Raw genomic sequence first — 24121 nt, 5'->3', positions numbered from 1 at the left:
AAGCTCGTGCCCTGGTTGGAGCGCTTGAACTTCGCCACCCGGTAGGTGGTGCGGGTGCCGTCGTCGTTCATCACCGTGACGTAGTCGGCGGAGACCTCCTCCACCACACCGGCCTTCTCCGCGAGGATGATGTCGCCCGTGTCGGTGGCGGCACGGTACTCCATGCCGGTGCCGACCAGCGGCGCCTCGCTCCGCAGCAGCGGCACCGACTGGCGCATCATGTTCGCGCCCATGAGCGCGCGGTTGGCGTCGTCGTGCTCGAGGAAGGGGATCATCGCGGTCGCCACCGACACCATCTGACGCGGCGAGACGTCCATGTAGTGCACCTCGTCCGAGCGGACGTACTCGAACTCCCCGCCCTTGGTGCGCACCAGCACGCGCCGCTCGGCGAACCCGCCGTCCGCCGACAGCGGGGAGTTCGCCTGGGCGATGACGTACCGCTCCTCCTCGTCGGCGGTGAGGTAGTCGATCTGCTCGGTCACCTTGCCGTCGACGACCTTGCGGTAGGGCGTCTCGACGAAGCCGAAGGCGTTGAGCCGGGCGAAGCAGGCGAGGTAGCCGATGAGGCCGATGTTGGGGCCTTCCGGCGTCTCGATCGGGCACATCCGGCCGTAGTGGGACGGGTGCACGTCGCGCATCTCCACGCCGGCCCGCTCCCGGGACAGGCCGCCGGGGCCCACCGCGGTCAGCCGCCGCCTGTTCGTCAGGCCGGACAGCGGGTTGGTCTGGTCCATGAACTGCGACAGCTGCGAGGTGCCGAAGAACTCCCGGAGCGAAGCCACGACCGGGCGGATGTTGATCAGGGTCTGCGGCGTGATCGCCTCGACGTCCTGCGTGGTCATGCGCTCGCGGACGACGCGCTCCATGCGGGCCAGGCCCAGCCGTACCTGGTTCTGGATGAGCTCGCCGACGCTGCGCACCCGGCGGTTGCCGAAGTGGTCGATGTCGTCGATCTCCAGGAGGCGGCCGTCCACTTCCGTGCCGGCGTGCAGGCGCACCAGGTATTCGATAGTGGAGACGACGTCCTCTTCGGTCAGCGTGCCCTGCGTGATCTCCGAATCAACACCAAGCTTCTTGTTGATCTTGTAGCGACCCACCTTGGCCAGGTCGTACCGCTTGGGGTTGAAGTACAGGTTCTCCAGCAGCGTCTGCGCCGACTCCTTGGTCGGCGGCTCACCCGGCCGCAGCTTGCGGTAGATGTCCAGCAGCGCGTCGTCCTGACCGGCGGTGTGGTCCTTCTCCAGCGTGGCCCGCATCGACTCGTACTGGCCGAAGCGCTCCAGGATCTGCTCGCTGGTCCACCCCAGCGCCTTCAGCAGCACCGTGACAGGCTGCTTGCGCTTGCGGTCGATGCGGACGCCGACGCTGTCACGCTTGTCGATCTCGAACTCCAGCCAGGCGCCCCGCGAGGGGATCACCCGGCAGTCGAACAGATCCTTGTCGGAGGTCTTGTCGACACTGCGGCCGAAATAGACACCCGGCGAACGCACCAACTGCGAAATGACCACCCGCTCAGTGCCGTTGACGATAAAGGTGCCCTTGGGGGTCATGATGGGGAAGTCGCCCATGAACACCGTCTGGCTCTTGATCTCACCGGTGGTGTTATTGATGAACTCCGCCGTCACGAACATCGGGGCGGAGAAGGTCATGTCCTTGTCTTTGCACTCATCGACTGAGTACTTGGGCGGCTCGAACCGGTGATCGCGGAACGACAAGGACATGGTCCCCGAGAAGTCCTCAATGGGACTGATCTCTTCGAAGATCTCTTCGAGGCCCGACTGGGTCGGGACGTCCCTGCGCCCGGCCTGGCGAGCCGCCTCAACCCGGGCCTTCCACTTCTCGTTGCCCAGCAGCCAGTCGAACGACTCGGTTTGCAGGGCGAGGAGATCAGGAACTTCGAGGGGCTCCTGGATACGCGCGAAAGAGACGCGACGGGGACCGGCGGGTACGGCGGAGGCGTTGCGCGAGGCTGCCAACAGATGTCCTTCCGAGGGCTCGCGGCGGACTGACTACACGCACGCCAGACAACGTCACGGTGTGAGCGAGCACCGCGGGTCGTCAAGGAAGGCAGCGTGGAAGCATGAGCGTACTCGCTTCACCAGAATTTGTCCACGCTAACGCGAACCCCACGATCGGGGGCGCATCTATAGAATGCCCTACGCCTCCGCCTTTTGTCAATTCAGCGAAAAGCCGAGCGCAGCACCGCCGCCATCTCGGCCATCTGCCGCTGGGAGACCTCGGCGGACAGGATCGCATGCGAACCGTGGAAGGTGCCACGCCACACGTGCAGCTCGGCCTCGACCCCCGCCTCCAGAAGCCGCGCGGCATAGGCGATGCCCTCGTCGCGCAGCGGGTCGAACTCCGCCGCCGCGACGTAGGCCGGAGGCAGCCCCGACAGGTCATCGGCCAGCGCCGGCGCCGCATACGGCGTGACCGGGCCGCCACCGAGGTAGTGCTCCCAGGCGTGCCCGACGTTCTCCCGGTCCATGCGCGGCGTCTCGGTGAAGCGCCGAGCCGAGACCGTCTCCCGCCGGTGGTCCAGAACCGGCTGGTTGAGCAGCTGGAACCCGATCCGCGGCCCACCTTCGTCCCGCGCCCGCAGCGCCACCCCGGCCGCCAGGCCGCCACCGGCGCTCATGCCGCCGACCGCCAGCAGCCCCGGCTCTGCCACGTGCCCGGCCGCCCAGTTCGTCACCCGGTAGGCGTCGTCATGGGCCGCGGGGAAGGGATGCTCGGGCGCCAGCCGGTAGTCCACCGAGATCACCACCGCGCCGGAGTCCACGGCGAGCCGGGCGGCGAACGGGTGCTCGCTGTCGAGGGTGCCGGTGCAGAATCCGCCGCCGTGCATCCAGACGATGGTGCCGTGCGCCGCCGGCGGCCGGTAGATCCGCACAGGCACGCCCGGTTCGTCGCTGTCGCTCACCTCCAGCCCGGAGACGTCCGGCTGCGGCAGCGCGGCGATCAGGCCGGCCAGCGTCTTGCGCTCGCCGATCGGGTCGGACAGGTCGGCTCGCGGAATGAGCGACAGGAACGGTTCGAGTTCGGAATCCATGCACGACATCCTGGCCGCCCGCGCGCCGCCGTACATCCGCCATCCGGCGCGCATCCAGGCCCCCGCACGCGACGATCGCCGCGTAGGCTCCCGATCCATGGAGGCCCTCGCCGTACGGCTGTCGCAGCTCGATCCGCAGGCGGAAGGCGCCGTGCGCGTCATCATGTTCTACGACACGCTGACGCGCCGCCGCGCCGACCTGCCCGCGCTGGCCAGAGCCACGGCCGGGTTCGCCGAGTGCGTGACCGGGATCGGGCTGACCGGCGCCGGCCGCGGCACCCGCATGAGCCCCGACGGCCAGGACAGGCCCGAGGCCCCCGCCTCCTCCCGCGCGCCCGTCGTCCTGGACGGCGAGCACATCGGCACAGTCTGGCTCGAACGCCCCGGCCCGCCCGGCCCGCTCGACGATCTCGTCCTCGAACGCCTGGCCCTCGCCGTCACGGCCGTCGTCGAGAGGTACGGCCCGGCCGCCACGACCATGGCCGACCCGGCGCTGGTCGAGCTGGCCATCAGCGCCGGAACCGACGAGCCCGCCCGGGCCCGTGCCCTGCGCCTGCTCGGCTTCCCCGCCGGGCATCCGATCCGGGTGGTCGCCGTGCGCTCCGCCCTCCCGCTGGACCAGGTCGCCCGCCTGATCTGCCCCGGCCGTCCCGCCAAGGCCGCGCCCCTGCCGGAGGCGGGCGTCATCCTGGCCACGACCGTCGGCTCGTTCCCCGAGGGCGTGCGGGCCGGGGTCGGGGCCGCCGGCCGTACCGACCTGTCCTGGCGCGAGGCCCGCACCGCGCTGCGCTTCACCGGCCCCCGCGCGCCCGTCGTCCACCACGCGGAGCTGGGCGCGCTGGCCCTGCTGGCGGAGGTCCCCGAGGCGGCCGCCCGCGCCAACCCCGACGTGGCCGCCGTCTCGCTGCTGCCGGAATCGGACCTCGACACCCTCGACGCTTACTGCGCCACCGGCTCGTTGCGGCGTGCCGCCGAGCTGCTGCACCTGCACCACAGCAGCGTCGCCCGCCGCCTCGAATCGATCGCCGCGGCGGTGGGCATCCCGCTCGCCGACCCGGCGGGCCTGGCCCGCGCCCGCCTCGCCCTCACCGCCCACCGCCTGGTGGCCGGCTGAGCTCAGCCCAGGGCGTCCCGCGCCGCCATCAGCGCGAACCCCAGCAGGTTGAGCCCCCGCCAGGCCGCCGGCGAACCGGCCCGCTCGTCGGCGGCGGCCAGGCCGATCCCCCAGATCCGGTCCACCGGGCTGGCCTCGACCAGCACCCGGTCCCGCGTGGCCAGCAGGTAGGCGGCCAGCTCGGCATGCTGGCCGAACTTGGCGACGTTGCCCCGGACCACGATGCCGAAGCGGTGCGCCAGCCACCGCTCCTCGTCGAACCCCGTCACGGCCCGGCCGAGTGCCTTGGCCTCACCCGGATGCGCCGCGCCGAGGATGCGCCGCGCGGTGTCGTGGTCGCCGAAGAGCCATGCCTTATGGGCCATCATGTAGTGCTCGGCCGAGGTGAACGTGTGCCCGTCCTCGGTGAAGGAGACCGGCCACCACTGCGACAGGCAGCCCGCGCCGTCCTTGCCCGGCTGGTGGCCCCAGAAGAACAGGTACCGCAGGCCGCGCCCCTCACGCTCGAAGGCGATCGCTTCGTCCAGGCTCCGGGGAAGCTCCACGCACCCTCCTCCACCATTCTCCGGCCTTGATCGAAGGCGGATCCCGTGATGATGTCAGATCACACCATCGACCTCGGCATCCGCTCTGATCCGGAGGACCTTCATGAAGACCAAGCGAGGAGTTTTAGCGGCGGTGCTGGCCGCCGGCGCGCTCGCCCTCGGCTCGGCACCCGCCCACGCCATTCCTCCTCCCCCGCCCGGGGGCGACAACCTCATCGTCTTCAGCTACTACAGCGGTGACCAGGTCATCGGCCAGCGCTGGTTCGGCTGCGGCCAGCCCGGCGGGCAGTGGGGGACGCTGTCGGGCCCGGTGAAGGTCTTCTTCACGCCCTGCTGACGAACCACGGGTGAGGGCCGGGGGCGGTCCGGCCTTCACCGGCTAGCGGACCGGCAGCCCCGTGACCGCCCGACCGATGATCAGCCGCTGGATCTCGCTGGTGCCTTCAAAAATCGTGTAGATCTTGGCGTCCCGATGGAAGCGCTCGACCGGATGCTCGCGCGTGTATCCGGCGCCGCCCAGGATCTGAATGGCCTGCTCGGTCACCCAGACGGCCGTCTCCCCTGCCACCAGCTTCGACATCGACCCCTCCGCCTGCTCGAACTGCCGGCCGTTCCGCGCCATCCAGGCCGCGCGCCAGGTCAGCATGCGCGCCATGTCCACCCGGGTCGCCATGTCGGCCAGGAGAAAGGCGATCGCCTGGTTCTCCCCGATCTTGCGGCCGAACTGCTCGCGTTCGACCGCGTAGTCGCGCGCGTACTCGTACCCGGCGCGTGCGATCCCCACGGCCATGGCGGCCACGGACGGCCGGGTGGTCTCGAAGGTGCGCATCGCCCCCTGTTCGCCGGAGCGCTCGCCGTTGCGGACCCTGGCCAGGCGGGACTCCAGCTTCTCCGGGCCGCCGAGCAGGCATGACGCGGGCACGCGTACGTTGTCCAGGATGACCTCGGCGGTGTGGGAGGCCCGGATGCCGTGCTTCTTGAACTTCTGCCCCATGGACAGTCCCGGCGTGTCCGGCGGGATGACGAACGACGCCTGCCCCCGGGCGCCGAGCGCCGGATCGACGGAGGCGACGACGACGTGGACGTTGGCGATGCCGCCGTTGGTGGCCCAGGTCTTGACGCCGTTGAGGATCCAGTCGCCGGACGGATCCCGCACGGCCCGGGTCCGGATGGCCCCGACGTCGGAACCGGCGTCCGGTTCCGAGGCGCAGAAGGCGCCCAGCTTCACGTCGTTCTCACTGCCGAACATCTGCGGCAGCCACTCGCCCATCTGCTCCGGCGTCCCGCTCGAGGCCAGCGCCGCGGCGGCCAGCCCGGTCCCGACGATGGACAACCCGATCCCCGCGTCCCCCCAGAAGATCTCCTCGAACGCCACCGGCAGCGCCAGCCCGCTCTCCTCGAACCACTGGGTGGCGAAGAAGTCCAGCGAGTAGAGCCCGATCTTGGCCGCCTCCTGGATGACGGGCCACGGAGTTTCCTCGCGTTCGTCCCATTCGGCGGCGGCGGGGCGGATGACGTCGCGGGCGAACGTGCGCACCCAGTCACGCACTTCGAGCACGTCGCCGCCGAGCTCCGGACAGAAGCCGCTCATCTCTCTGCTCCCCTGAGACTTCCGGTACGGCGCAGCCGCGGACCCGGAAACGTTACCGCCGGTAACACCCTACCGGGCGGTAGACGGCGCCGCCAGGCCGGAAAGCCCCGCGAATGTCGGTGACGCTCGGTAGCGTTTCGCTCACCATTCCCGACCGCCCGGGAGCCCCCCATGAACCGCTGGCTCGCCGCCCTCCTGGCCACCCTGGCCGCCTGCGCCGCATTCCTGCTGCTGCAGCCCGGCGGGACGGTCCGCGCGAGCGTCCGCTTCGACCGCGTCGTCGGCCTGTATCCCGGCTCCGACGTGCGCATCCTGGGCGTCAAGGTGGGCGAGGTGACCGCCGTGACCCCGATGGGCGACCAGGTCAGGGTGGACCTCGCCTACGACTCCGCCCACAAGGTGCCCGCGGACGCGGAGGCGGTCATCGTGGCCCGGTCGGTGGTGGCCGACCGCTTCGTCCAGCTCGCCCCGCCGTACACCGGGGGCCCGATCCTCAAACAGGGAGCCACCCTCGCCGCCGGCCGCGTGCCCGTGGAGATCGACGAGGCGCTGGCCAGTTTCAACACGCTCACCAGGGCGCTGGGGCCCGAGGGCGCCAACGCGGACGGCTCGCTGTCCCGCCTGCTCAAGGTGTCGGCCGACACCTTCGGCGGCCAGGGGGCCACGGTCGGGGCCGGCGTCCGCAGCCTGTCCGACGCCGCCTCCGCCCTGGCCGCCAACCGGGACGAGTTCTCCCGGACCATCCGCAACCTCGCCGAGATCACCGGCGCGATGACCGAGGACGACGCCCGGATCCGCGCCTTCATGCGCGACCTGGCGACGGTCTCCGGCGGGCTCGACGACGAGCGGGACGAGCTGCGCGCCGTCTTCAAGGGCCTGTCCCGGACGCTCGAGCAGGTGGCCGGCTTCGTCGAGGACAATCGCGGCGAGATCACGGCCGGCACCCGCGACCTGGCGGACATCACCGAGCTGCTGGTACGGCAGCGCGCCTCGATCGAGTCCTTTCTCCAGACGGCGCCGCTGGCCGTGAACAACGCCAACAACGCCTACGACCCGCGATCCGGGACGTTCCGGGCCCGGCTCGACCTCAACGCGCAGACGGACGACCTGGCGATGTGGTTGTGCTCGCTGGCCGCCGCGATGGGGACGCCGCCCGCCCAGTGCGAGCCGCTGCTGAAACCGCTCAACCCGCTGGGGCGGGCGCTGAACCACGCCGGCCTGGACGCCTCCGGCCTGCTGCCGGAGGCGCGGGTGAAACGGCCGGACGTCTCGATAGGCGGCCTCCTGCCGCCGCCCGGAGGCGGGTGAGGCCCGCAACCGGTGATGACCGGGAACCGTCCGACCGTGGGCGACCTGCGGCGGGTCAGGGCTTGAGGTGCTGGTCGAAGAAGTCCGTGATGGCGGCGCGCTGGAGGGCGATCGAGCGCTGCGGGTCGATCGTGCCGATCAGGTCCTTCGACGGCACACCCTTCAGCTGCGGCAACAGCGCCTGCAGGTCGGTGAAGGAGCCGTGGGCCGCGCCCGGCAGGCGTACCTCCTTCTTCCAGCCGGTCGATCTGGCCCAGAACGACTTCCAGCTCGGGTCGCCGGCCTGGGTGTGGGACTCGGCCGCCAGTTGCAGGAACGGCTTGGCCACTCCGGTGCGCGCGACCGGGCCGACGTAGGAGCCGTCCAGGTTGGCGGCGGCGTCCACGCGGGCGTCGTCGTGGGCCAGCTGGGCGGCGACGGATCCGCCGATCGACTGGCCGAGGATGCCGATCCTGGACAGGTCCAGCATGCCGCCCATCTCGCGTTCGCCGAGGGCGGGGAGCTGGCTGAGGATGTATCCGACGTCGGCCACGCGGGCCTTGTGATGCAGGCGGAGCAGCTTTTCGATGACGCGCGGGGTCAGCTTGCCGGGCAGGGGCACGGCGCGCTCGACCCGCCCGCCGGGGAACTCGACCTGGTCGGCCTCGTAGGTGTGGTCGATGGTGAGGACCGTGTAGCCGCGGCTGGCCAGTTCTTCCACCAGCGCGGTGCCCAGGGTGCGGGGGCCGCCGTCACCCGGCTCGAACACCACCACCGGCAGCTTGCCCGCGCCACGCTCGACCGGGGCGTCCTGGCGGGCATGGGTACGGGTGGCGGCCCAGTCGGCCAGGCCCTTCTTCACCCCCATGCCGGGGGCCGAGTGCTCGTCCCAGTCGGCTGCGGCCCGGGGGGCCATGTGGGGGGCGTAGGGCCGGGTGGAGGGCGCCGCCGGGTACCAGAGGCTCACCATCAGTTCCCGGTAGGGACGGCTTCGGAGCAGGGGGTCGCGTCGCGAGCGGTCGACCAGGCGCAGGTTCCGGGTCCCGATGGGCTTGGCACCGGTCGGCGCGGGCAGGGTCAGCGTCTGCGGCCCCGCCGTACCCGCGTCCGTCCTGCCCAGGCTCGTCAGACCCCGGGCCGGCGAACCCGCGCTCGTCGTGGAGGCGGCCGGTACGGCCAGTGCGGCGAGGACGCCGAAGGTGGCTGCGGTCAGGGCGATGTGGGGCATAGGTGGTCAGCTCCTTGGTTGGCAGGTTGTGCCGACGAGGCTGCCAGCGGCCGGGCGCGGGCGACGAGCGTCCTGGGCATGATGGTCCGGTACGACCGCAGGCTGACCCTCCTCCCCAAGGAGGAGGAAGTTTGTCCATGTAGGTCCACTAATGTGGGCCGCATGACCACCGGCATCCGGCCCTGGATGCTCGACGCCCTGGCGGCGGCCGCGCTCTTCGTCCTCACCCTCGGCCCCGGTCAGGTGCTGCGGGGCGGGCCCGAATTCATCCTCTTCCAGGTGGCGCTGCTGCTGCCGCTGGTGTGGCGCAGGGCGGCGCCGGAGCCGGTGTTCGCGGTGATCAGTGGGGTGGCGCTGGCGCAGTGGATGCGCGGCATTCAGTTGCCTGCCGACGTGGCGTTGCTGGTGGCCCTCTACACCGTGGGCGCCCACGCGCCGTGGCGGCACACGCTCGTGGCCGCGGCGGTGACCGAGGCCGGGGTGGTGCTGGCTTCCGCGCGCTGGGCGCCGGAGGGCCAGTTCGTGCTGTCGGTGGTCGCGCTGAGCGTCACGGTCGCCGCCGCCGCGCTGTCCGGTACGGCGATGCGTGCCCGGCGGGCGTACGTGGCGGCACTCGAAGGCGACCGTGACCGGCGGGCCCGGCTGGCGCTCGCCGAGGAGCGGGCGCGCACGGCGCGGGAGGTGCACGACATCGTCACCCACAACCTGTCGGTCATGATCGCGCTGGCCGACAGCGCCTCCTACGTCCGGGAACACTCGCCCGGCAGGGCCGCGGCCGCCCTGGAGCAGATCTCCCGGACCGGCCGCCTCGCCCTGGCCGACATGCAACGCACCCTGCCCGCCCTCCGCCCCGGCCCCGGTTCCGGCGACCCGGCTCCTGGCATCGCCCAGCTTCCCGGCCTCGCCGAGCAGGTACGGGCCGCGGGGCTGCCCGTGGATCTCTCCCTGGACGGCGACCCCGCGCCTGTCCCGGCCCTGGCGCAGCTCACCGTCTACCGCATCGTCCAGGAGGCGCTGACGAACGCCCTGCGGCACGCCCCTCCCGGCACCCGCGTGCACGCCGACGTCAGACTCTCCCCCAAGGCGGCCGTCATCGAAGTGACCAGCCGGACCCGCACCACCGGCGGCGGGGACGTCCCACCCGAGCACGTGGCCGCCCACGGCGGAAACGGCCTGCGCGCGATGCGCGAGCGCGTGGCCGCCTACGGCGGGTCGCTGCGGGCGGGGCCGACGCCGGACGGCGGCTGGGAGGTCATCGCCCGCCTCGACCTGGCGCACACCCCATGACCATCCGCGTCCTGCTGGCCGACGACGAGGCCCTGCTGCGCATGGCCTTCACCATGATCCTCGACGTCCAGCCGGACATGACGGTCGTCGCGGAGGCGGCCGACGGCACCGAGACCGTACGGCTGGCCAGGCAACTGCGCCCGGACGTCGTCCTCATGGACGTGCGCATGCCCGGCGGCGACGGCATCGAGGCGACCCGCCGGATCGTCCGTGACTGCCCGGAGACCCGGGTGCTCATTCTGACCACGTTCGACCTGGACGAGTATGCGTTCGCGGGGCTGAAGGCGGGCGCGTCCGGGTTTCTGGTGAAGAACTCGCGGCCGGACGACCTGCTGGGCGCCATCCGGAGCATCGCGGCGGGGGACGCGGTGGTTTCGCCGCGGGTCACCCGGCGGCTGCTGCAGACGTTCGCGCCCCAGCTCCTGAACGGCAGCGGCCCCGGCCAGGACGAGCGCCTCCAGCGGCTGACCGGCCGTGAGCTCGAGGTGCTGGTCCTGGTCGGACGTGGCATGACCAACGGCGAGGTCGCGGCGGCGCTGCATCTGGCGGAGGCCACGGTGAAGACGCATCTGGGGCGGATTCTGGAGAAACTGGGCCTGCGTGACCGTGTCCAGGCCGTCATCTTCGCCTACGAGACGCGTCTCATCCACCCGTCCTGACCGACGGCCGCACCAGATCCCGTACGCCGGACGACGTGCCCAAGCCCGGCTCACACCACCTCGATGCCCGGCGGCAGCCCGGTGACCTGCGCCGTGCCGTACCCGTCGACCGTCACGTCCACCGCCGCCCCGGCCACTCGCAGCCCGCGCACGGCCAGTGCGCCCAGGGGCGCGCCGGGCAGCGGACGGACCGTCACCCGCCCGCCGGGAACATCCGGATAGATCCCTGCGGCAGCCTGCAAGATGGCGATCGCCGCCGCCGCCGACCAGGCTTGGGGACGGCAGGCCGCAGGGTACGGCACGGCCCGACCCATCAGGCGGCGGTCGTCCCCGGCGTGAAGTTCGGGCAGCCGGTAGCCGAAGGTCTCGGCCGCCGCCAGAATTCCCTGCGCCAGTCCGGCGGCCAGTTCCCCGTGGCCGGTGCGGGCCAGGCCGGAGATCACGATGGCGGTGTCGTGGGCCCAGATGGAGCCGCAGTGGTACGAGTGGGGGCTGAACCCCGCGTCGTCCCTCGACATCGTCCGCAACCCAAACCCACCCGACATAGCCGGATTTTTCAGTGTCTGGGCTATCTGCCGCTCCTCCGCCGCGCACAGGATCCCGGTCCCGAGCAGGTGCCCGATGTTGCTGGTCAGCGCGTCAACCGGCCGCTTGTCCCGATCGAGGGCCAGTGCCGGATATCCGCCGTCCACCCAGAACCGCTCCCGGAAGCGCTCCGCCAGCCGCCCCGCGTAGTCCAGCCAGCGCGAGCCCCCCGGCCGTCCGAACGCCTCCAGCAACGCCGCCCCCGCGACGGCCGCCTCGTAGGCGTACCCCTGGACCTCGACCAGCGCGATGGGCGGCTCGCCCCGCCGGCCGTCCCGGAAGCGCACGGCGTCGCCGGAGTCCTTCCAGCCCTGGTTGGCCAGCCCGCGCCCGCTGGTGTCGAGGTACTCGAGGAACCCGTCGCCGTCGGCGTCCCCATGATCGGCCAGCCACCCGAGCGCCGCCTCCAGCGCGGGCAGCAACGCGGCCACCTCGCCCTCGGGCAGCCCCCACCGCCACGCGTCATGCAGGAGCGCGATCCAGAGCGGAGTGGCGTCGATGGTCCCGTAATAGGCGGGCGGCAGGTGGAACCCGCTCCCCTCGACGGCGAACTCGTGCCGCCGCAGCTCATGCATGATCTTGCCCGGCGCCTCGCCCGTGTCCGCGTCGACCTTGACGCCCTGCCGCCGGGCCAGCACCCGCAGGGTCCCCGCGGCCAGCTCGGTCCCGAGCGGCAGCAGCATGCGGGCCGCCCAGATGCTGTCCCGGCCGAACAACGTCAGATACCAGGGCACACCGGCCCCCAGAAACGTGTCCCCCGGCGCCGCGATCTCGGTGAGCCGCAGCGACTCCAGGTCGTCGAGCGACTGGCGGGCCAGCCGTACCAGACGGGTGTCGTCCGCCTCGACCCGCGGCCTGCTCCACTCCCGCGGCCCCGGGGGCGCGGCGACGACCGCGCCCGAGTCGGTGACGGAGACCTCCCAGCGCGTGGTCAGGCGCTCGCCGGGCGCGACGGTCACCTCCCACCGCAACGCCGCGGCGCCCGCGTCACCGGACGCGGCGGTGGCGATGACCCGGGTCCCGTTCGCCTGCCAGGTCAGCGTGGCGCCGGCGGCCTCGGGGGTGAGGGGTACGGCGGCGCCGCCCGACTTGACCACCTCGACGGCGGCCAGGTCACAGCTCAGCGCGACGGTGACCGTGCAGGTGACGGGCGCGGAGGCGGTGGAGGCGATCGTGATCTCCTCCCGCATGGCGCCGGGCGTGATCGTGCGGACCCGGTCCACGCGGACGGTCGGGTCGGTGGCGCGGTCGCCGAGCCAGCGTGCCAGGGAGACGAAATGGGAGACTCCGGGAGCGGGTACGGCGTGGCCGATCGGCTCGGGTTCGCGGCCGTCGAGCTCGAGTCTGGCCAGGGAGAGCACCCGTGCGTCGGCGTGGAAGAGTCCCTGCACGCCGAGGGACCTGATCTGGCCGTCGGCGCCGCTCAGCGCGCTCGTCGGCGCCATGACGGTGCCGACGAGGTCGTGGAGCAGCGGTTGCGGGCGGTGGTCGTGCACGGTGAAGCCCCCTTGACACTCCGTCTATTTGATCGATCTAATCCTGTCACAAGCCTTTTAGATCGATCAAACCTTTAGAAAGGGCATAAATGGCGGAAAAGGTGACGATCGCCGACGTGGCGCGCTCTGCCAACGTGTCCCGCCAGACGGTGTCGAACGTGCTGAACTCCCCCGAGATCGTCAAGGAGGAGACCCGGCAGCGCGTGCTCGCGGCCGTGGAGGCACTCGGCTACCGGGTGAGTGCCGCGGCCCGGCAGATGCGTACCGGCCGGTCGCGGCTGCTGGCCATCCGGATCGAGGCGACCCAGGATGGCATGAACGTCTTCGACCGTTTCCTGCACGGGCTCACCGAATCGGCGGCCAGATCCGGCTACCGCGTCCTGCTCTACGCCGCCGACGACGATCGTTCCGAGATCGCCACGATCGATCAGCTGCTGGGCGAGTTCGAGCCCGACGGGTTCGTGCTGACCAGCACCCACCACGGCGATGCGCGCGCCGCCTGGCTGGCCGAGCGCGGGCTGCCGTTCGTCACCTTCGGCCGCCCCTGGGACGCGCCGGCCGCCGCCCACCCCTGGGTCGACGTGGATGGCGCCGCGGGTACCGAGGCGGCCACCCGGCACCTGCTCGACGGCGGGCACCGGCGGATCGGGTTCATCGGCTGGGAGGCGGGCTCCGGCGTCGGCGACGACCGCAGGGCCGGCTGGTCCAGGGCGCTGGCCGCCGAAGGACTCGACGCCGCGCTCGCCGCGGAGACCGACGGCTCGGTGGCCCAGGGGCGGGCGGCGGCCGAAGACCTGGTGGCGCGGGGCGCCGGCGCCCTGGTCTGCGTCAGCGACGCGGTGGCCCTGGGCGCCCTGCAGGTCACCCCGGCCGTGGTCGGGTTCGACGACACGCCCGTGGCCGCGGCCGTCGGGCTCACCAGCCTCGGCCAGCCCCTGGCCGAGGCGGCGGCGCGCTGTGTGGAGCTCCTCACCGACCGGCTCTCCGACCGGCCCGGCGCCTCCCACGTGCTGCTCACCCCCTCCCTGGTCATCCGAAAGGACCCCCGCCCATGAAACGCCTCGCGATCCCCGCGGCGGCAGCCGTACTCCTGTCGGCCACGGCCTGTGGCAGTGGCTTCGACGACCGGCGGGCCGCGCCGAAGCAGCGGACCGGCGGCCCCGCCGCGCTCCAGGTCCTCATGGCCTCCTCCGGCGACGCCGAGACCGCCGCGGTCAAGCAGGCGGCCGCGGAATGGGCCGCGGCCGGCGGGAACACCGCCACCGTCACCCCCGCCCAGGACATCCACCAGCAGCTCGGCCAGGCGCTGGCCGGCAGCAGCCCGCCGGACGTCTTCTACGTGGACGCCGCGCGCTTCGCCGACTACGCCAGCGTCGGCGCGCTGGAGCCGTACGCCGGCAAGCTCTCCGGCAGCCAGGACTTCTACCCGACCCTGCGTGAGACGTTCACCTACAACGGGACGTTCTACTGCGCGCCCAAGGACTTCTCCACGCTCGCGCTGATCGTCAACGACGAGCTGTGGAAGAAGAACGGCCTGGGGCCCGGTGACATCCCGGCCACCTGGGAGGAACTGGCGGCGGTCACCAAGAAGATCAAGGGGGTGACGCCGCTGGCGTTCGGCGAGACGAGGGACCGGCTGGGCGTGTTCATGGTGGCCGCCGGCGGCTGGATCACCAGCGAGGACGGCAAGCAGGCCACCGGCGACAGCCCGGAGAACCTCGCCGCGCTGGAGTACGTCAAGGGACTGCTGGCCGGCAAGCGGATCCAGTACGCCAAGGCGCTGGACGCGGAGTGGGGCGGCGAGGCGTTCGGCAAGGGCAAGGCCGCGATGACGATCGAGGGCAACTGGATCAGGGGGGCGATGAGGGCCGACTATCCCGACGTGGCGTACTCGGTGCACGAGCTGCCCGCCGGGCCCAAGGGCAAGGGCACCCTGTCGTTCACCAACTGCTGGGGCATCGCGGCCCGCTCGGCCAACAAGGCGGCGGCCGTCGACTTCGTCGAGGCGATGACCAGGCCCGAGCGGCAGCTCGCCTTCGCCAGGGCCTTCGGCGTCATGCCCTCGCGGCAGTCGGCCAAGGACGCCTACCTCAAGGAGTTCCCCGGCGACGCCGCCTTCGTCAACGGCGCCGCATACGCCCAAGGACCGGTGAACGTCCCCAAGATGGACAGCGTCCTGGCCGACTTCGACACCGGGCTGCAGCAGCTGGCCGCCAAGGACCCCAAGGAGATCCTGGCCAGGCTGCAGAAGAACACCGAGAGCGCCCTCGGCTGACGTCATGCGCAGCCGTACCAGGGAGAACCTCGCGGGGTGGCTGTTCGTGGCGCCGGTGGTGGCCATCCTCGGCCTGTTCCTGCTGCTGCCCATCCTGATGGCGCTCTGGGTGAGCCTGACGGGGTGGAACGGGCAGGGCAGTCCCTTCCGCTCCGGCGTGCCGTTCGTCGGAGGGGACAACTACGCGCGGCTGTTCACCGAGGACGGCCTGGCCCGCGAGAACTTCATGACCAGCATCCGCAACAACGTCTACTACGTGGCCGTGGTCGTGCCGCTGCAGACGGCGCTGGCCCTGTTCCTCGCGCTGGCGGTGAACAAGCGCAGGGCCTACTTCCGGACCGCGTTCTACTTCCCCTCGGTCACCAGTTCCGTGGCGATCAGCGTGGTGTTCCTGTTCATCTTCAGCAACTCGGGGGCGGTCAACCAGCTGCTCGCGTATGCGGGAGTGGAGGGGCCGCAGTGGTTCTCCGACCCGCGCGGGGTGATCCAGCTGATCGTCGGGGAGCCGCCGGCCGTACTGACCGAGAACGGCGTGCTCGGGCTGACCTGGTGGGACTGGCTGTCCGGGCCGAGCGTGGCGATGTGCGCGATCATCGTGCTGGTGGTGTGGACGACGTCGGGCACGTTCATGCTGATGTTCCTCGCGGCGTTGCAGAACATCCCGAAGGCGCTCGACGAGGCGGCCATGATCGACGGGGCCACCCGTGCGCAGCGCTTCTGGCGGGTGACGTTGCCGCAGCTCAAGCCGGCCATGTTCCTCGTGCTGACGCTCGGGCTGATCGGCACCTGGCAGGTGTTCGACCAGATCTACGTGATGAGCCAGGGCGATCCCGCCAAGACCACGCTGACCCCGGCGTTCCTGTCGTACCGGACGGCCTTCCGCGACTTCGACTACGGCGCCGGCACGGCGATCTCGTTCGTGCTCTTCCTCATCATCGTGCTGCTGACGTTGTTCCAGCGCTGGGTCATGAGGGAGCGGCGGCCATGAGGCGGATCCCGCTGATCGTCTTCTCGGCGGTCTTCGTCTTCCCGTTCGTCCTCCAGATCGCGAACGCCTTCAAGACCGACCCCGACGCCGCCGCCCATCCGCTGTCGCCGATTCCGCATCCGGCGACGTCGTCGGCGTTCGAGCGGGTGTTCCTCGGGACGGATCTGCCGGTCTGGCTGGGGAACTCGCTGCTGGTCACGGTGGTGGTCACGCTGGGGCGGGTGCTGCTGGACTCGATGGCCGGGTACGCGCTGGCCCGGTTGCGCTTCCGGGGCCGGGCCGGGGTGTTCGCGGCGGTGATCGCGGTGATGGCGGTGCCCGGCGTCGTGCTCTTTATCCCGAAATTTCTGGTCTTGAATACGTTGGGGATGTATGACTCCTACCTGGCGTTGATCCTCCCGATCGTCGCGGACGCCGCCGGGGTGTTCGTGATGAAACAGTTCTTCGAATCGGTGCCGCGCAGCGTCGAGGAGGCCGCCCGCATCGACGGCGCCGGGACGTTCCGCGTCTTCTGGTCCGTGGTGCTCCCGATGTCCCGGCCGGCGCTGATCACCCTGACGATCCTGTCGTTCCAGAGCTCCTGGAACGAGTTCCCGCACACCCTGGTCGCCGTCCAGGACCCGGCCCTGTTCACCCTCCCGCGCGGACTGGCCGACCTGGTCAGCGGCTCGCTCGGAGGCGGCACCCAGTTCCCGCTCAAGCTCGCCGCCGCCCTCCTGGCCACGATCCCGGTCGCGGTCATCTTCATCGTGTTCCAGCGCTACTTCATCCGCGACCCGAACGAGGGCGCGGAGAAGAGCTGAGGGGTACGGCGCGGCGGGCCGAGATCACGACTGCCACGGCGGCGACGGTCATGGTGGCGGCCACGCCGTACACCAGAGGGGTGAAGGCGGGGAACGCGGCCGCCATCTGCGGGCCGACGCCGCTGCCCGCCGCCAGGGCGAAGGAGAACAGGGCCAGGGCGCTGCCGCGAGCCGGGCCGGCGGCGGCGGAGATCGCCTCGTTCAGGCCGGGCAGGGCGCCTGCGATCGCCGCCACGTACAGGGCCAGCAGGACCGCCAGCGGCGTGATCGACGGAGTGGTCAGGGCCACGGCGGCCAGGCTGAGCGCGCCGATCGCCAGGAACGTGGCGGCTCTCGCCGGGGCCGGCATACGGCCCAGCCAGGGCATGAGCAGCGGGATCAGGACGATCGCCGGCAAGCCGGCGGCACGCAGGGCCAGGAGCTGGGCCGGGGAGGTGACGCCGTAGAGCTGGAGGGCGGTGTAGACGGCCACGAAACCGACCATCAGGATCAGCGTGGCCAGGTAGCGGGGCAGCAGGGTGCGGTGGAACAGCAGGCCGGGCAGCGCCCTGTACGAGGCCAGAACGGAGCCGCCGGTCCCGGGGCGCGGGGTGTCGGGGAGCATGATCAGGGCGATGGCCGGGGCCGCCAGGGCCAGGCCGGCGGCCGAGATCAGGAACGGGGCCCGCCAGCCGGTCAGGGGGACGAGGAGCTGCGCGCCCACCTGGAGCAGTACGGCGGAGGCCAGGAAGGCGGCGGTCACGGCGGAGACGGCGATGGCCCTGCGCCTCGGGTCGACGCGTTCGGCCAGGTAGGCCAGGGCGGCCGGAGGGAAGCTCGCCACGGCCACGCCCTGGATCAGCCTCAGGGCGGTGGCCGCCTCAGGGGTCGGGCTCAGGGTCACCGCCGCGGTGGCCACGGCCGCCAGCGGCAGGCCGTACATCAGGAGCCGGCGGCGGCCGAAGCGGTCGGACAGGGGGCCGAACAGCAGGAAGCCGACGCCGTAGCCGATGGCGAACGCCGTCACCAGCCAGGCCAGGCCGGACGTGGTCGCAGACCAGGAGGTGGCCATGTCGTGCAGGAGGGGGATGACGATGTAGAGCTGGCCGCTGACCAGGACGGCGGCCAGGGTGAAGACCGTGAGGGTCCGGGCGAAGGGGGCGTACCGCTCGGGGGTGTCCGGCTGGGTGACGGTTCGCGGGGGCGCATCCGTCGTGGAGCCGTCACTCTTGGCGGTGCCCGCCTCGTAAGCACCCTCCGATAGGGCACCGGCCGAGGGAGCGGAGCGCTCTGGCGGCTCTGCCGCGGGTGTGCCCGGTGGCGAGGGCGGCCGCGTTTGCGGGGCGGGGGCCGTGGGGGTGGGGCGGGGCTTGCGGGATGACGTGATTGCCATGGCTCGGGAACGTAGCCAACCAACTAGTTGGATGTCAACTGAACAGTTGGATAGCAACCAACTGGTTGGATGCAGGTAAGATGCCGGACATGGCACCCAAGGTCTCCACCGCCGCCACCCGCGCCGCCCTGCTGGACGCGGCCCGCGAGGAGTTCGCCGCCTACGGCATCGCGGGCGCGCGCGTCGACCGGATCGCCGAGCGCGCCGGGGTGAACAAAGAGCGCATCTACGGCCACTTCGGCAACAAGGAGAAGCTCTTCGACGCCGTCATCAACGAAGCGCTCGACGAGCTGACCGCCCAGATCGCCCTGCCCGGCGGGGATCCGGCCGCCTACGTCCAGCGGCTGTCGGCCTACTACGCCGAGCATCCCCAGCTCGTGCGGCTGCTGATGTGGGAGGCGCTCAACTACCGGGGCCAGGACCTGCTGGCCGGGCAGGAGGTCCGGGTCGAGCGTTGCGCGAGGAAGAACGTCTCCCTGGCCGAGGGGCTCGGGAAGACGCCCTCCCGGGAGACCGCGCGCACGATGTTCCTGCTCACGGGGCTGGCGTTGCTGCCGGCCATGCTGCCTCAGCTCGGCCGCATCATGCTGGGCGAGGACGCCGACTCCCTGGCCGGCCAGGAGGTCATGCGCGAGCACCTGGCCGCGTTCGTGGCCTCCGCCCTGCCGTCCGCCGCCGAGGTCTCGAAGTCCTGACCCTCCGGCTCCGGGATCAGGGGCGGTAGCCGTCCACCGTGAGCATGGGCGGGCGTTCGGCGATGGAGACGTCGCGGTCGGTGATGTGGTGGCCGGTCGGGGTGCGGCGGAACTGGGTGAGGCGGGGGGCGGGCTCGTGGGTCGTGTGGATCTTGGCTTCGCGGGCCAGGCGGGACCAGGCCGCCAGCATGATCTGGGCGGCCATCGCGCCCAGCGCCTCGGTCGACTGGTGTGAGTGCTCGCGAGCCCCCAGGTCCACCTGGGCCAGGGCGTCGAGGCCGGCCAGGGCCAGCAGGTCGATGAGCATGCCCAGTTCCACGCCGTACCCGGTGATGAAGGGGATGCGCTCCAGGGCGGTGCGCCGGCCCGCGTACTCGCCGGCCAGGGGCTGCATGAATCCGGCCAGCTCGGGCCAGTGCAGGTTGAGCAGGGGGCGGGCGACGAGTTCCGTCACCCGGCCGCCGCCCGTCGGGGCGCCGCGCAGCGGGCGGTCGTAGCAGCCCTTCACGTACGCGATGTCGGGGTGGGCCAGCAGCGGCCCGAGGAGACCCGTCACCAGGGACGGGTGGAAGTTGCGGATGTCGGAGTCCACGAAGGCGACGATGTCGCCCGAGGTCACCGCGAGCGACTTCCAGAGCGCTTCGCCCTTGCCGTCCAGGGGTTTGAGGCCGGGCAGGATGTCGTCCTGGGCGTGTACGGCGGCGCCGGCGCGGGCGGCGACCAGGGCGGTGTCGTCGGTGGAGCGGGAGTCGATGACCACGACCTCGTCCACCAGCGCGGGCAGCTCGCGCAGCAGGACGGTGACGATGTCGCCGACGGTCTCGCGCTCGTCCCGGGCGGGCAGGACGACGCTGATCGTGGTGCCGCCCTTCGCCTCGAGAAGGCCGGCGAGGGGCCAGTCGGCAGCGGATGAGGTGCGGCGATGCCACCAGGATTCCACCTCAGGCAGCACGCGACCCCTCCCCCATCGTCCACACGCCTCCAGCTTAAGGTGCAGTATTTCCGGTAAAGACCCCATGCCACCCTCTGCCCCTCATGGCACCCTTGATGCTTGATGATCAGATACCTCGCCGCCCTCGTCCTTCTGGCCTTCCTGCTCCCCGGTGCGCGGAGCCCCGGCGCGGAGCCGGTTACGTTCGACGGCCGGGCCGAACGGGTGCTCATGACCTGGCGCGACGGACCGGCGGCGGAGTGGCGGGCCGGGTTCCGCCCCCGGCAGGATCTGACGATCATGTCGCCTGAAACCGCCGCGGCCCTGCGCGCCGATCCGGGCCTGATGCTGGTGCACGGCAGGCCGGCCGTACCCGAGCCGAGCACGGGAACGGTCCGATGGGCGGACGGGCGCACGCTGGAGGTGCCCCTGACCCCGGCGGAGGACGCGCAGTACCGCGCCGGCGCCGCGGCGGACGGGCCGGCTGGCGCATCGGGCATACCGGCGCGGAACCCGCGGTGCCAGGCCGTGCCGATCGGCGAGCAGCCCGCGGCCCCGCGCGACCGGCTGGAAGGGGACGACCCGCCCTGCAAGCCCGCGAAGATCACCCGGGTGATCCTGGAGCGGGTCACCATCCGTACCCATCGGGGTCCGGCCGAGGTGCCCGCCTGGCGGCTGGACGTCCGAGGGCTGCCCGGGCCCATCCACCAGGTGGCGGTGGCCGATGCGGCGATCGATCGATCGCCCGGCGGCCTGGGGCCGACGACGCCGTTCGACGGGACCTTCGAGCAGGGGCCCGGCGATGCCGTGACCCTTTACTTCATCCGGGCCAGATGCGGGCGCATGCTGGGGGTGAACGTGCGCGAGGAGGCGGACGCGGTCGTGGTGGCGCCGCGGGTGCTCGGCCCCGAGGGGCCGTGCCCGGAGCTCGGGCTCCTCGACCGGCGCACGCTCACCCTGCGCACGCCCCTGGGCGACCGGCCCGTGCTCGACGCCCGCACCGGCCGGCCGATCGCCTACGGCCGCCTGTGAATCGAGGGGCCGGGGAGGTCAGACGGTCGCGTGGCGTTCGAGGAAGGTGTACACGTCGGCCTCGTCCACGCCCGGGAACGAGCCCGGCGGCAGGGCGGCCAGGACGTGGGAGTTGGCCCGGGCCGACGGCCAGGCGTACCCCTCCCAGCGTTCGGCCAGCTCGGCGGGGGGCCGGCGGCAGCAATCGCCGTTCGGGCAGTTGGACTTGGTGCGGCTCGTGGTCTCGCGGCCGCGGAACCAGCGGGACTCCCGGTAGGGGACGCCGAGGGTGATGGCGAAGTCCCGTTCGCGTGAGGGGTCCACGTGGGCGACGCAGAAGTACGTGCCGGTGGGCGAGTCGGAGTACTGATAGAAGACGGAGAAGCGGTCGGGCGACAGGAAGACCTGCCTGCCCGACCACTGCTGGCACATGCGCTGCCCCTCGATGGCCCCCTGCTCGTCGGCGGGGAAGACGATGCCGTCGTTCTCGTACGCCTTGTAGATGATGCCGCCGGCGTCGTTGCGGACGAAGTGGCAGACCAGGTCGAGGTGGTGGGTGGCGAGATTGGTGAAGCGGTGGGCGGCCATCTCGTAGGAGACGGCGAAGACGTCGCGCAGGTCCTCCACCGACAGCGCGCGGTCCTGCTTGGCTTCGCGCAGGTACGGCGCGGCCGCCTTCTCGGGAACGAGGACGGCGGCGGCGAAGTAGTTGGCCTCGGTGCGCTGGCGCAGGAAGTCGGCGAAGTCGCGGGGCTTGTCGTGGCCCAGGGCCAGATGGCCGAGCGTCTGCAGGAGGATCGTGCGCGGCGTGTGCATGCCGAGCTGCTCGTGTTTGACGTAGATGCGGCGGTTGCGGAGGTCGGTGATGGAGCGCACCGATCGGGGGAGGTCCTGGGCGGTGTGGACGGTGTAGCCGAGGTGGGTGACCAGGGCCTGGACCATCGACTGCGACAGGGCGCCGGTTCTGTAGCCGACCGCGGACAGGGCCTCGGCGGCGGCCTTCTCGATCTCGGGGAAGTAGTTGCCCAGTTCGCGCTGGCGCAGCCGGAGCTCGGCGTTGGCGACCCTGGCCTCCTCGGGCGTGGCCGTACCCCTTGCCTGGCGGGCGCGCAGCTCGCCGTACAGACCGAGCAGGTGCTCGAGCACGTCGTTGGGGACGCGCGCGGAGACCTTCAGGCGCGGCAGGCCGAGCCCGGCGTAGATGGGGTCGCGTTGCGCCTCTTCGAGCTGGATCTCCAGCTGGGCGCGGCGGTTGGGGGCCTGGCGGCGCAGCAGTTCCTCGACCGGGACGCCGAGCGCGGAGGCGAGGGACTTCAGCAGTGAGAGTTTGGGCTCGCGCTTGCCGTTCTCCAGCAGGGAAAGCTGGCTGGGGGCGCGGCTGACGCGTTCGCCGAGGTCGGAGAGGGTCAGGCCGCGTTGTTTGCGCAGGTGGCGGAGCCGCTGCCCGAACGCGATGAGATCGAGCTCCTGAGTCAAAGACAGCGGTTCTTCACGCAGCAGCGAGGCCATGCGCTGAGCTTAGACAGAAAATCGCCCGTTCTTCTAGAGGTTCGGCGGCCCAACCTGACCGCCCAGTCATTGGTCTAGGCCAACGGAAAACTTCGCGAATTTTTCTGGTACGAATACGCGTCAGTATTTTCTGAGACAGAAATCTGAGCGTTCTTCGCTTCAGAAAACCTCTATGGAAGCGGTACGGCGGGGCACAGACTCAACAGCAAGCACCCAGGGGACGACATAAGGAGCGAACATGAACGATCGCCTCAAGGGAGCGGCTGAGGAGCTGCAGCAGGAGTGGGAGAACAATCCCCGCTGGGCCGGCGTCGAGCGCACCTACAGCGCCGGCGACGTGATCCGGTTGCGTGGTTCGGTCCAGGAAGAGCACACGCTGGCGCGGCTCGGCGCCGAGCGCCTGTGGAACCTGCTGCACAGCGAGGACTACGTCCACGCGCTCGGCGCGCTGACCGGCAACCAGGCCGTCCAGCAGGTGAAGGCCGGTCTGCAGGCGATCTACCTGTCCGGCTGGCAGGTTGCCGCCGACGCCAACCTGGGCGGGCAGACCTACCCCGACCAGTCGTTGTACCCGGCCAACTCCGTGCCGGCCGTGGTCCGCCGCATCAACAACGCGCTGCTGCGCGCCGACCAGATCACCTGGTCCGAGGGCATCGAGGCCCCGCACTGGCTGGCCCCGATCGTGGCCGACGCCGAGGCCGGCTTCGGCGGCGTGCTCAACGCCTTCGAGCTGATGAAGGGCATGATCGCGGCCGGCGCCGCGGGCGTGCACTGGGAGGACCAGCTCGCCTCCGAGAAGAAGTGCGGCCACCTGGGCGGCAAGGTCCTCATCCCGACCGGCCAGCACATCAAGACGCTCAACGCCGCCCGCCTGGCCGCCGACGTGGCCGGCGTCCCCAGCCTGATCATCGCGCGGACCGACGCACAGGCCGCGACGCTCCTGACCAGCGACGTGGACGAGCGCGACCAGCAGTTCACCACCGGCGAGCGCACCGCCGAGGGCTTCTACCGCGTCCGCAACGGCGTGCAGGCGTGCATCGCCCGCGGCCTGGCCTACGCCCCGCACTCCGACCTGCTCTGGATGGAGACCGGCACCCCCGACCTCGACGTCGCCCGCGAGTTCGCCGAGGCGATCAAGGCCGAGTACCCGGACCAGATGCTGGCCTACAACTGCTCGCCGTCGTTCAACTGGAAGAAGCACCTGGACGACTCGACCATCGCCAAGTTCCAGCGCGAGCTCGGGCACATGGGGTACAAGTTCCAGTTCATCACGCTGGCCGGCTTCCACTCGCTGAACTACAGCATGTTCGACCTGGCCCAGGGCTACGCCGCCGACGGCATGACCGCCTACGTCGAGCTCCAGGAGGCCGAGTTCGCCGCCGAGCGCCGCGGCTACACCGCCACCCGCCACCAGCGCGAGGTCGGCACCGGCTACTTCGACCTGGTCAGCACCGCCATCGCACCCGACTCCTCCACCACCGCCCTCAAGGGCTCCACCGAAGAGGAGCAGTTCGCCACCGCGCACTAGAGTCCGACAGACTCGACCAATTCGGACACGGAACCGATGAGATGATCACCTACCCTGAGTCACGACTCCGGTATCTATTGGTATCCGATCGTAGCGCTTAGTAGCGTTTGTCATGGGTTCTTCATGAGCTCGCGTGTCACTTTTCGCGGATTGGATCATTGGTCG

General features: G+C 71.2%; 21 protein-coding genes. 12 read left to right on the top strand and 9 right to left on the bottom strand.

What is annotated here, in order from left to right:
- A partial coding sequence (gene rpoB, locus FVE25_RS06510) for a DNA-directed RNA polymerase subunit beta (protein ID WP_157245412.1) occupies window positions 1-1976 on the bottom strand: 1976 nt, incomplete at its 3' end.
- Window positions 1977-2179: 203 nt separating this feature from the next.
- A complete protein-coding gene (locus tag FVE25_RS06505; RefSeq protein ID WP_157245411.1) occupies window positions 2180-3052 on the bottom strand; it encodes an alpha/beta hydrolase in 873 nt (290 codons plus the stop codon).
- On the opposite strand from FVE25_RS06505, the gene FVE25_RS06500 reads away from it, so the two are divergent.
- A complete protein-coding gene (locus FVE25_RS06500; protein WP_246266673.1) occupies window positions 3051-4166 on the top strand; it encodes a helix-turn-helix domain-containing protein in 1116 nt (371 codons plus the stop codon). The genes FVE25_RS06505 and FVE25_RS06500 overlap by 2 nt on opposite strands.
- Before the next feature lie 2 nt (window positions 4167-4168).
- Here the strand turns inward: FVE25_RS06500 and ybiA are convergent, their stop codons facing one another.
- A complete protein-coding gene (gene ybiA / locus FVE25_RS06495; RefSeq protein ID WP_157245410.1) occupies window positions 4169-4711 on the bottom strand; it encodes a riboflavin biosynthesis intermediates N-glycosidase in 543 nt (180 codons plus the stop codon).
- A gap of 103 nt (window positions 4712-4814) precedes the next feature.
- Here ybiA and FVE25_RS06490 point away from each other — a divergent pair, with 103 nt between their 5' ends.
- Complete coding sequence (locus FVE25_RS06490; RefSeq protein ID WP_157245409.1) at window positions 4815-5048, top strand: hypothetical protein; 234 nt, start codon at window positions 4815-4817, stop codon at window positions 5046-5048.
- A 42-nt stretch (window positions 5049-5090) separates the two neighbouring features.
- On the opposite strand, the gene FVE25_RS06485 is transcribed toward FVE25_RS06490, so the two are convergent.
- Window positions 5091-6302: an acyl-CoA dehydrogenase family protein gene (locus FVE25_RS06485; protein WP_157245408.1), complete on the bottom strand. Its 1212-nt coding sequence runs from the start codon at window positions 6300-6302 to the stop codon at window positions 5091-5093.
- A gap of 171 nt (window positions 6303-6473) precedes the next feature.
- Here FVE25_RS06485 and FVE25_RS06480 point away from each other — a divergent pair, with 171 nt between their 5' ends.
- The gene (locus FVE25_RS06480) at window positions 6474-7610 is read left to right on the top strand and encodes an MCE family protein (protein WP_157245407.1); all 1137 of its coding nucleotides are present in this window, start codon (window positions 6474-6476) and stop codon (window positions 7608-7610) included.
- Window positions 7611-7665: 55 nt separating this feature from the next.
- Here the strand turns inward: FVE25_RS06480 and FVE25_RS06475 are convergent, their stop codons facing one another.
- The gene (locus FVE25_RS06475; protein ID WP_157245406.1) at window positions 7666-8817 is read right to left on the bottom strand and encodes an alpha/beta hydrolase family protein; all 1152 of its coding nucleotides are present in this window, start codon (window positions 8815-8817) and stop codon (window positions 7666-7668) included.
- A gap of 162 nt (window positions 8818-8979) precedes the next feature.
- Here FVE25_RS06475 and FVE25_RS06470 point away from each other — a divergent pair, with 162 nt between their 5' ends.
- Together FVE25_RS06470 and FVE25_RS06465 are read left to right on the top strand one after the other, a co-directional pair.
- Window positions 8980-10104, top strand: coding sequence for a sensor histidine kinase (locus FVE25_RS06470; protein WP_246266670.1), 1125 nt, complete (start codon window positions 8980-8982; stop codon window positions 10102-10104).
- Entirely contained in the window at window positions 10101-10763 is a 663-nt protein-coding gene (locus FVE25_RS06465) for a response regulator (protein ID WP_157245405.1), read from the top strand. Before FVE25_RS06470 ends, FVE25_RS06465 begins: the two co-directional genes overlap by 4 nt.
- 50 nt (window positions 10764-10813) lie before the next feature.
- On the opposite strand, the gene FVE25_RS06460 is transcribed toward FVE25_RS06465, so the two are convergent.
- Window positions 10814-12844: an amylo-alpha-1,6-glucosidase gene (locus FVE25_RS06460; RefSeq protein ID WP_246266668.1), complete on the bottom strand. Its 2031-nt coding sequence runs from the start codon at window positions 12842-12844 to the stop codon at window positions 10814-10816.
- Window positions 12845-12933: 89 nt separating this feature from the next.
- On the opposite strand from FVE25_RS06460, the gene FVE25_RS06455 reads away from it, so the two are divergent.
- The 4 genes from FVE25_RS06455 to FVE25_RS06440 are packed head-to-tail and all read left to right on the top strand — an operon-like array spanning window position 12934 to window position 16910.
- Entirely contained in the window at window positions 12934-13899 is a 966-nt protein-coding gene (locus FVE25_RS06455) for a LacI family DNA-binding transcriptional regulator (RefSeq protein WP_157245404.1), read from the top strand.
- The gene (locus tag FVE25_RS06450; protein WP_157245403.1) at window positions 13896-15119 is read left to right on the top strand and encodes a sugar ABC transporter substrate-binding protein; all 1224 of its coding nucleotides are present in this window, start codon (window positions 13896-13898) and stop codon (window positions 15117-15119) included. The genes FVE25_RS06455 and FVE25_RS06450 overlap by 4 nt, the downstream gene beginning before the upstream one ends.
- A gap of 4 nt (window positions 15120-15123) precedes the next feature.
- Window positions 15124-16107, top strand: coding sequence for a carbohydrate ABC transporter permease (locus tag FVE25_RS06445; protein WP_157245402.1), 984 nt, complete (start codon window positions 15124-15126; stop codon window positions 16105-16107).
- A complete protein-coding gene (locus tag FVE25_RS06440; protein WP_157245401.1) occupies window positions 16104-16910 on the top strand; it encodes a carbohydrate ABC transporter permease in 807 nt (268 codons plus the stop codon). The genes FVE25_RS06445 and FVE25_RS06440 overlap by 4 nt, the downstream gene beginning before the upstream one ends.
- On the opposite strand, the gene FVE25_RS06435 is transcribed toward FVE25_RS06440, so the two are convergent.
- On the bottom strand, window positions 16873-18282 hold the full coding sequence (locus FVE25_RS06435) for an MFS transporter (RefSeq protein ID WP_157245400.1): 1410 nt from the start codon (window positions 18280-18282) through the stop codon (window positions 16873-16875). The genes FVE25_RS06440 and FVE25_RS06435 overlap by 38 nt on opposite strands.
- Before the next feature lie 89 nt (window positions 18283-18371).
- Here FVE25_RS06435 and FVE25_RS06430 point away from each other — a divergent pair, with 89 nt between their 5' ends.
- A complete protein-coding gene (locus FVE25_RS06430; protein WP_157245399.1) occupies window positions 18372-18977 on the top strand; it encodes a TetR/AcrR family transcriptional regulator in 606 nt (201 codons plus the stop codon).
- A 16-nt stretch (window positions 18978-18993) separates the two neighbouring features.
- Here the strand turns inward: FVE25_RS06430 and FVE25_RS06425 are convergent, their stop codons facing one another.
- Window positions 18994-19929 (bottom strand): glucosyl-3-phosphoglycerate synthase, encoded by a 936-nt coding sequence (locus tag FVE25_RS06425; protein ID WP_219825318.1) that lies wholly within the window; start codon window positions 19927-19929, stop codon window positions 18994-18996.
- A gap of 99 nt (window positions 19930-20028) precedes the next feature.
- Between FVE25_RS06425 and FVE25_RS06420 the strand changes: the two genes are divergently transcribed.
- A complete protein-coding gene (locus FVE25_RS06420) occupies window positions 20029-20940 on the top strand; it encodes a hypothetical protein (protein ID WP_157245397.1) in 912 nt (303 codons plus the stop codon).
- A gap of 18 nt (window positions 20941-20958) precedes the next feature.
- Here the strand turns inward: FVE25_RS06420 and FVE25_RS06415 are convergent, their stop codons facing one another.
- The gene (locus FVE25_RS06415; RefSeq protein WP_425489471.1) at window positions 20959-22428 is read right to left on the bottom strand and encodes a helix-turn-helix domain-containing protein; all 1470 of its coding nucleotides are present in this window, start codon (window positions 22426-22428) and stop codon (window positions 20959-20961) included.
- A 238-nt stretch (window positions 22429-22666) separates the two neighbouring features.
- On the opposite strand from FVE25_RS06415, the gene aceA reads away from it, so the two are divergent.
- Window positions 22667-23956, top strand: coding sequence for an isocitrate lyase (gene aceA / locus FVE25_RS06410; RefSeq protein WP_157245396.1), 1290 nt, complete (start codon window positions 22667-22669; stop codon window positions 23954-23956).
- Window positions 23957-24121: the final 165 nt, after the last annotated feature.

This window comes from Nonomuraea typhae, assembly GCF_009760925.1.
GTDB lineage: Bacteria > Actinomycetota > Actinomycetes > Streptosporangiales > Streptosporangiaceae > Nonomuraea > Nonomuraea typhae.
Note: the sequence above shows the minus strand (reverse complement) of the source record. Positions and strands in the feature narration are given on the sequence as shown.

Coding starts and splice junctions, on each gene's coding strand:
- FVE25_RS06490 (WP_157245409.1), top strand. CDS start 4,815: ATGAAGACCAAGCGAGGAGTTTTAGCGGCGGTGCTGGCCGCCGGCGCG.
- FVE25_RS06445 (WP_157245402.1), top strand. CDS start 15,124: ATGCGCAGCCGTACCAGGGAGAACCTCGCGGGGTGGCTGTTCGTGGCG.
- FVE25_RS06480 (WP_157245407.1), top strand. CDS start 6,474: ATGAACCGCTGGCTCGCCGCCCTCCTGGCCACCCTGGCCGCCTGCGCC.
- FVE25_RS06415 (WP_425489471.1), bottom strand. CDS start 22,428: ATGGCCTCGCTGCTGCGTGAAGAACCGCTGTCTTTGACTCAGGAGCTC.
- FVE25_RS06500 (WP_246266673.1), top strand. CDS start 3,051: ATGCACGACATCCTGGCCGCCCGCGCGCCGCCGTACATCCGCCATCCG.
- FVE25_RS06455 (WP_157245404.1), top strand. CDS start 12,934: ATGGCGGAAAAGGTGACGATCGCCGACGTGGCGCGCTCTGCCAACGTG.
- FVE25_RS06475 (WP_157245406.1), bottom strand. CDS start 8,817: ATGCCCCACATCGCCCTGACCGCAGCCACCTTCGGCGTCCTCGCCGCA.
- FVE25_RS06505 (WP_157245411.1), bottom strand. CDS start 3,052: ATGGATTCCGAACTCGAACCGTTCCTGTCGCTCATTCCGCGAGCCGAC.
- FVE25_RS06470 (WP_246266670.1), top strand. CDS start 8,980: ATGACCACCGGCATCCGGCCCTGGATGCTCGACGCCCTGGCGGCGGCC.
- FVE25_RS06435 (WP_157245400.1), bottom strand. CDS start 18,282: ATGGCAATCACGTCATCCCGCAAGCCCCGCCCCACCCCCACGGCCCCC.
- FVE25_RS06450 (WP_157245403.1), top strand. CDS start 13,896: ATGAAACGCCTCGCGATCCCCGCGGCGGCAGCCGTACTCCTGTCGGCC.
- FVE25_RS06485 (WP_157245408.1), bottom strand. CDS start 6,302: ATGAGCGGCTTCTGTCCGGAGCTCGGCGGCGACGTGCTCGAAGTGCGT.
- aceA (WP_157245396.1), top strand. CDS start 22,667: ATGAACGATCGCCTCAAGGGAGCGGCTGAGGAGCTGCAGCAGGAGTGG.
- FVE25_RS06430 (WP_157245399.1), top strand. CDS start 18,372: ATGGCACCCAAGGTCTCCACCGCCGCCACCCGCGCCGCCCTGCTGGAC.
- FVE25_RS06440 (WP_157245401.1), top strand. CDS start 16,104: ATGAGGCGGATCCCGCTGATCGTCTTCTCGGCGGTCTTCGTCTTCCCG.
- FVE25_RS06465 (WP_157245405.1), top strand. CDS start 10,101: ATGACCATCCGCGTCCTGCTGGCCGACGACGAGGCCCTGCTGCGCATG.